Annotated in this window: 8 protein-coding genes; 3 read left to right on the top strand and 5 right to left on the bottom strand. The window is 65.5% G+C overall.

Annotated elements, in window-relative coordinates:
• Positions 1-661: LysR family transcriptional regulator (locus VF497_RS11050; protein ID WP_330888630.1), on the bottom strand; the 661-nt coding region annotated here is incomplete at its 3' end.
• A gap of 106 nt (positions 662-767) precedes the next feature.
• Between VF497_RS11050 and VF497_RS11045 the strand changes: the two genes are divergently transcribed.
• The 3 genes from VF497_RS11045 to VF497_RS11035 all read left to right on the top strand — a co-directional run bounded on the left by VF497_RS11045 (position 768) and on the right by VF497_RS11035 (position 3,374).
• Positions 768-1,274 carry a lipocalin-like domain-containing protein gene (locus tag VF497_RS11045; protein WP_330888628.1) on the top strand — a complete coding sequence of 169 codons (507 nt, stop codon included), beginning with the start codon at positions 768-770 and terminating at the stop codon, positions 1,272-1,274.
• A 265-nt stretch (positions 1,275-1,539) separates the two neighbouring features.
• On the top strand, positions 1,540-2,073 hold the full coding sequence (locus VF497_RS11040) for a PadR family transcriptional regulator (RefSeq protein ID WP_330888626.1): 534 nt from the start codon (positions 1,540-1,542) through the stop codon (positions 2,071-2,073).
• Positions 2,074-2,093: 20 nt separating this feature from the next.
• Complete coding sequence (locus VF497_RS11035; RefSeq protein ID WP_330888624.1) at positions 2,094-3,374, top strand: MFS transporter; 1,281 nt, start codon at positions 2,094-2,096, stop codon at positions 3,372-3,374.
• Positions 3,375-3,418: 44 nt separating this feature from the next.
• Here VF497_RS11035 and VF497_RS11030 read toward each other — a convergent pair whose 3' ends face one another.
• The 4 genes from VF497_RS11030 to glcF form a co-directional block, all read right to left on the bottom strand.
• The gene (locus VF497_RS11030) at positions 3,419-4,027 is read right to left on the bottom strand and encodes a redoxin domain-containing protein (protein WP_330888622.1); all 609 of its coding nucleotides are present in this window, start codon (positions 4,025-4,027) and stop codon (positions 3,419-3,421) included.
• A 12-nt stretch (positions 4,028-4,039) separates the two neighbouring features.
• The gene (locus tag VF497_RS11025; RefSeq protein ID WP_330888620.1) at positions 4,040-4,834 is read right to left on the bottom strand and encodes a protein-disulfide reductase DsbD domain-containing protein; all 795 of its coding nucleotides are present in this window, start codon (positions 4,832-4,834) and stop codon (positions 4,040-4,042) included.
• A 97-nt stretch (positions 4,835-4,931) separates the two neighbouring features.
• Complete coding sequence (locus VF497_RS11020) at positions 4,932-5,984, bottom strand: oxidoreductase (protein ID WP_330888618.1); 1,053 nt, start codon at positions 5,982-5,984, stop codon at positions 4,932-4,934.
• Between the two features lie 43 nt (positions 5,985-6,027).
• Positions 6,028-6,935, bottom strand: a 908-nt coding sequence (gene glcF, locus VF497_RS11015) for a glycolate oxidase subunit GlcF (RefSeq protein ID WP_330888616.1), incomplete at its 5' end; no start/stop codon positions are given.

The raw sequence follows: 6,935 nt of genomic DNA, 5'->3' as shown, positions 1-6,935 counted from the left end.
CGACGCAGGCGGCGCCTTGGCCGATGAACGCTTCGGTCCAGGCAATGCCGGCCGCGTCGAGTGCGCGCACTGCGTCGCGGCGCACCGCGCATGCTTCACCCTGGGTGGACAACGGCAATGGCTCGCCACTGCGTGGTCGCCAATCCACGGCACCGATCCAGCGGAACGGCTCGGCGTACAGTGCTTCGCCGCCGCGCGCCTTGTCGTTCTGCAGCACGATCGCCGCATCGAGCGTGTCCGCACGCAGCGCCTGCAGCAGTTCGCCCGAGCCTGCGACGCGCAGATCGATCCGTAGCTTGGGATCGTGGGCATTCAGTTGCCGCAGCAGCGACGGCAGGCGCGCGCCGATCAGGTGCTGGCTGATGCCGATCGCGAGGCCGCGGGTCTCGGCCGAGAATGAAGCGACCGCGCGGTCGTGCGCGCCGACGAGCTCGCGCGCGGCATCGAGGAAGATCGCGCCGTCGGCCGACAGGCGCACCTGCCGCGGCGTGCGTTCGAGCAGGCGGCGCCCGAGTTGTGTCTCGAGTCGCCGCAACTTGAGGCTGACCGCCGCCTGGCTGGTGGCCAGCAGGTTGGCGGCGCGCGTGAAGCTTTGCAGCTCGGCGGTCAAGACGAAGGCCTTGACCGCATCCAGGTCGAGTAGGCGATGTTGCTTATTCATAACAAATGGATATCAATGAAATACCAGTCATAGGATTTCATTATTTTAGGCCGTTGCCTAGACTGGTCGCCGTCGCAACAACGCTCGCTACGGCGAAGGATTACCCATGAAGAAACATTCACGCTTCATCCCACTCGCTTTGCTCGGACTGCCTCTCGCCGGTTCCGCAGTGCCGGCCGAAATGCCTGCGCCACGGCCGCTCGAAGGCACCTGGACCTTGGTCTATGCCGATGTGCTGCATGCGGATGGCACGCGCGGCCACGACTACGGCGATGCGCCCAAGGGTCTGCTGCAGATCGACCGCAGCGGCCACTACTCGTTGCTGATTTTCGATACGACGAGGCCGAAGTTCGCGGCCGGCGACAAAAGCAAAGGCACGGCGGAAGAGTTCCGCGCCGCCGCGCTCGGCACGAGCTCGCACTTCGGCACGGTCAACATCGATGTGGCTGCCGGTACATTGGCGTTCCACATCGAGGGCGCGACGTATCCGAACTGGGAGAATACGACGCAGGTGCGCAAGTACGAACTCAGCGGCGACTTACTGAGCTACAAGGTGCCTCCGCGCGCGAATGGCGATGTACCGGTCAGCGGCTGGAAGCGTCTCGGCAGCTGAGGCTGCGCAGCAAAAGCGCGCGACTGCGCGCGCATCGCCGCGGCCTCGATCGCGCACCGGTGCGGCGAAGTCTTCGCGCCGTACCGGCGGCTGACCTTGCCGTTGCCGTCGAACTAGTGTTTCGCCGACATGCGCGTTCGTACAACCTGCATGTTGGCGACCATGCTTTTTTTGCACGAACAGGACCTACGCGCAGAAACCGCTTGCAAAGCAACATCGCCATCATTAAGATATATCTTAATTCGATATATCTGATAGCCTGACGATGTTCTCCCCATACCGCTTCCGCAAGCGCCTGCAAGGGCGATTGCACGACCGTCACGGCGGTGGCGGGTATGCGCGCGGGCCGAAGATGTTCGATGCCGGCTCGTTGCGCTATATCGTGCTGCAACTGATCGCCGAACGGCCGCGCCACGGTTACGAGATCATCAAGGAGATCGAGGAGCGCGTCGGCGGCGGCTATGCGCCGAGTCCCGGCGCGATCTATCCGTTGCTCGCACTGCTCGAAGATCTCGGCCACGTCGAGGCAAGCGCGGATGGCAACAAGAAACTGCACAGGATCACGCCCGAAGGCCGCGCCTTCCTCAGGCAGAACCGCGCCTTCGTCGATGCGGTGTTCGCGCGCATGGACGCGGGCTGTGCCAACGACCGCGGCGGCGTCAACGCGATCCGCGCGTCGGTGCACGACATCAAGGACATGCTGCGCGCACATGCGCAGGATGGTTTCAGCGAGGAACAGGCGAAGAAGATCGTCGCGATCCTCGAACGTGCCGCGGTTGAGATCCGCAAACTCCTCTGACCCAACAAATAGAACAACACATGAATACTCAAACATCGAAGGCCGTGCAGCCGGGCCTGCTCGCGCCCGCGCGCGAACGCGGCCTGCTCTGGTTGCTCGCGCTGATCCAGTTCACCGTCATCATGGATTTCATGGTCATGATGCCGCTCGGCCCGCAGATCATGCAGGCGTTTTCGATCGGCCCGGCCGGCTTCGCCGCCGCGGTGTCGGCCTACGCCTGGTGCTCGGGCCTGACCGGCCTGTTCGCCGCGACCTATATCGATCGCTTCGACCGCCGTCGCCTGCTGCTCGTCGTATTCGGCCTGTTCGCGCTGTCCAATCTCGGCTGCGCGCTCGCTTCGAACTTCCATCTGCTGCTGCTCGCGCGCGCGTTCGCCGGCGTGACCGGCGGCGTGCTCGGGCCGATGGTCCTCGCCGTGATCGGCGATGTGATTCCCGAATCGCGTCGCGGCGCGGCGATGGGCGTGGTGATGACGTCGTTCTCGCTCGCCTCGATCGCCGGCGTGCCAGCCGGCGTCCTGCTCGGCGCGCACTTCGGCTGGCAGGCCGCGTTCGTTCTGCTCACGGTGCTCTGCGTCGCGATCTGGTTCGCGGCGATGCGCCTCGTGCCTTCGCTGACCGCGCATCTGGCGAAGACACCGCCGCCGCTGGCGCAGGTGCTGCCCAACCTGCTGCGCCTGATCGCCAAGCCCGCGCACCTGCGCGCGTTCGCGCTGACCTTGTCCATGGTCGCCTCGAACATGATCGTGATCCCGTTCATCTCGCCGGTGCTGGTCGCGAACCTCGGCATCGCGCCGGACCAGATCGCGTGGATCTATGTCGCCGGCGGTATCGCCACGCTGTTCACGGCGCGTGCGATCGGCAAGCTCGCCGACCGCCACGGCAAAGTGCGCGTGTTCCGTTGGGTCGCTGCGTTCTCGATCCTGCCGTTTCTGTTCGTCACCCATTTGCCTGCGCTGTCGTTCGCCGCGATCGTCGCCTTTTTCCCGTTCTTCATGGTCGCGGCATCGGGCCGCTTCATCCCGATGCAGGCGTTGATGACGACAGTGCCCGAACCGCAGCAGCGCGGTGCGTTCATGAGCATAGCGACCGCGATGCAGTCGCTAGGCGTGGGCCTGGGTTCGTGGGTCGGCGGCCTCTTGCTCGGCACCGGCGCGAGCGGCACGATCGTCGGCTATGGCGTGAACGGCTGGATCGCGGCGGCGCTGACCGTGTTCGGCATCGTCTGGGTCGCACGCGTCGCACCTGCCCCCGCGCCGTCACCACTTGCCACGGTGGTGCCCGCCGAAGCCGAGTCCTGAGCGCGTCGCGTGCGTTGCGCACGCGACCACGGTCGTGGTTCGTGCTATGAACCGTACTTCACGCTGCAGCCGTACGGTTCCGACGTCGCTACGCTGACCGGCTTGCCAGCTTTCAATTCCGCGAGTGCCTGCGGCACGTACTGCGTCGCCTTGGCAAGGTCTTCCTTGTCCGTGCTCGCGATCGAATCGATGCCGCCCATGTAGCGCAGCGTGCCGCCGGCATCGATCACGTACATGTGTGGCGTCGTCCTCGCGCCGTACAGACGGCCGACCTTGCCGTCGGCATCGAACAGGTAGGCGCTCGGCGCGGCGTGGTATTGCGCGATGAATGCCTGCGCGCCCGCGCCGTCAAGATGGCCCTGCTTGCCGGCTGCGCCCGAGTTGATCGTCAGCCAGACCACGCCGTCCTTCGTTGCGTCGGCCTGCTGCTTCGGGATGTTGCCGCTCGAATAGTGCTTCTGCACGAACGGACAGCCGGGATTGTTCCATTCGAGCACGACGGTTTTGCCCTTGTATTGCGACAGGGTCTCGGTCTTGCCCTTGCTATCGGTCAGCGAGAAATCGGGTGCGGCAGTGCCGATCGCCACCGCGGCGAAAGCGCTGATCGGACACAGTGCAGCAGCGGCGACGAATGCGAACCTGCGTAGTGACATGATGACCTCCGGTTAGCGTGGCGCTGGGGAGTTGACGGCGTTCTTGTTCGAGAACACGGCGCGGCCTTGCCATACCGGCTCGTTCGCCGCGCGAGAAGTGAGTACGAGATCGAAACCCGCAGGTTCGCCGGTGAAATATTCGCTTTTGGCAAAATCCACGATCAAGGTTTCGCCCTGGCGCGTAATCCTTGGCGGCGTGCTCGCGACGATCTGTTTTTGCGCAGCGAGGGCATCGTCCGGAACGAAGCTCAGGCCAGGCGTGGCAAGTGTCACCGTGACGTGCTCGCCCGCGATGCGCGCGCGTGCCGGCAGCGTTGCCAACGGTGTGCTCAGCCGCGCCTGCGCGAACGCCAGTCCGTAGCGTGGATCGGCAAGTGCCTTCGTCGCCACGGGCACATCGAGTTTCAGCTGCGCCTTGCCGGGCACGCAGACTTCGTGGCAGACCAGCCATTTCGCTTCGACCGCGAGCGCCACATTCGAACCCGTCGTGGCGTTAGCCGGCACCGCAAGCGCAACCGGCAGCACGACCTCGCCCGTGTAACCGAAGTTGTACAGGTCATCGACCTTGAACCGCGTCGGCGCCGGCCACGCGATCTCGCCTGCGCTGAAACCTCGCGGCAGCGTCCAGCTCAACTTCGTCGGCAGACCCGAATCGCCCGGGTTGGTCCAATACGTGTGCCAGCCTGGCTCATGCTTCAGCCGTAAACCGAGATGCGCGGTCTGCCCCGGCACGAGCGCGGAGTTTTCGCTGACCAGTTCGACCTCGATGTGCTCACTCGCCACCGGCGCCGCATGCGCGACGGACACGGCGGCGAACAAAACGAATGCAGCGGAAAAAATTTGCATGACGGGCAAGACGACCGGAAAAACCACGAACGGCTTGCACACGCTAGCAGCGCGGACGTTAGCCCGGAGTAAGCGCGGGAAGCGCCACGGAGCTGCGCTCGCGTGCCGAATGCTGCGCGGCTTCGAGCACGTGCATCACGGCGAACGCTTCCTCCGCAGTGACCGGAATGGGCCCGAGCCCGTGCAGCGCGCGTTCGATGCCGAGGTAGTACTCGCGCTGGTCGCCGCGCGATGTCGGAATGCCGCGCGGTGTCGATGTGCCGTCGTAAAGCTGCATCGCGTCGGGATCGGCACCCCAACCGTCGGCGCCGGGTGTGAGGCCGGCCTTGAGCTGTGCTTCCTGGTGATCGGTGTCGCGCTTGATCAGGCTGCCGCGCTCGCCGTGGACGACGAAGCGTGGGCTGCCGCCGGCGACGAGCATGCTCGCGTGCAGGATCACGCGCAGGCCGTCGCGGTAGTCGAGCACGACGTGCGCCCAGTCGTCGCTGAGTGCGCCTTCACGCTGCCGCGCGAAGTTCGCCTGCACGCGCTGTGGCAGGCCGAACAGTTGCAGCGCCTGGTCGATCAGGTGCGGACCGAGGTCGAACCATAGTCCGGCGCCGCGTCCCGCGCCTTCGCGCCAGCGTGCGCGTACCTCGGGGCGGAAGCGGTCGATATGCGATTCGAAATGCACGACGCGGCCGATGAGGCCGTCGGCGATCGCTTGTTTCACGCCGAGGAAATCGCTGTCCCAGCGGCGGTTGTGGAACACCGAGAGCAAGCGATCGTTTTCCTTCGCCGTCGCGATCAGGTCACGTGCCTCGTCGAGATCGAGTGCGAACGGTTTGTCGACGACGACGTGCTTGCCGGCACGCAACGCGGTGCGCGCAAGCGGCGCATGCGTCTCGTTCGGCGTGGCGATGACGACGAGATCGATATCGTCGCGCGCGATCAGCGTCGGCGCGTCGGCGACGACCTCGACCTGCGGCCAGTCGGCGTGCACCTTGGCCGCGTCGCTTGACGCGACGCAGGCGAGCTGCAATCCCGGTGTCGCTGCGATCAGTGGCGCGTGGAAGGTCTTGCCGGCATAGCCGTAGCCGATCAGGCCGACGCGAATCGGAGTTGGGGGCATCATGCACTCGAAATGTTCAGGACGTTTCGAGTGTAAAGCGGATTCAGCTCCGCCGCGCCAGCACGGCATCGACCCACTCGATCCAGTGCCGGACCGGAATCTGCGCGGCGGTTTCCAGATGGGCGAGGCAACCGATGTTGGCCGACAGGATCATCGCGGGCCGGCCGCGTTGCAGGTTGTCCAGCTTGCGGGCGCGCAGGCGCTGCGAGAATTCCGGCTGCAGGATTGAATAGGTGCCGGCCGAGCCGCAGCACAGATGCGTCTCGACGAATGGCACGAGCTCGGCGCCGAGCACGGCCAGGGTCGCCTCGACCGCCCCGGTGATTTTCTGCGCGTGTTGCAACGTACACGGCGGATGGAAGGCGACGCGGCGCAGCGAGTCGGGTAACGCGGTTCGTGTGTGCGCGCCAAGCGATTCGAGCAGCGGCGGCAAATATTCGGCGAGATCACGCGTGGCGGCGACGATGCGCTGCGCCTTGTCCTGATAAGCCACATCGTCGCGCAGCAGGTGCGCGTACTCCTTGACCATCGCGCTGCAACCCGAGGCGTTGATCACGATCGCTTCGACGCCCGCGTCTAGATGCGGCAGCCACGCATCGATGTTGCGGCGCGCGCGCGCCTGCGCGACGGCATGTGTGTCGAGATGGAAGTCGAGTGCGCCGCAGCAACCGGAGTTTGGTGCGACGCCCGCCTCGACGCCGCAGGCATCGAGCACGCGCGCCGTCGCCGCATCGATGCTCGGCATCAGCGCGGGCTGCACGCAGCCGTTGAGAAGTAATACTTTGCGCGCCTGCACCGTCTGTGGCCACGTGCCCGCGTCGCGCAATGGTGAAATCTTGGCGCGCAGGTTTGTCGGCAGCGTGCCGTGCAGCGCGCGGCCGAGACGCACGGCGGGATCGAACAGCCAGCGCCGCGTCAACGCGAAGCGCAGGAGGTCGCGTTGCAAGCGCT

This window comes from Rudaea sp. (assembly GCF_036383415.1).
Taxonomy (GTDB): Bacteria; Pseudomonadota; Gammaproteobacteria; order Xanthomonadales; family Rhodanobacteraceae; genus Rudaea.
This window is presented reverse-complemented; position numbering and strand designations above follow the sequence as displayed.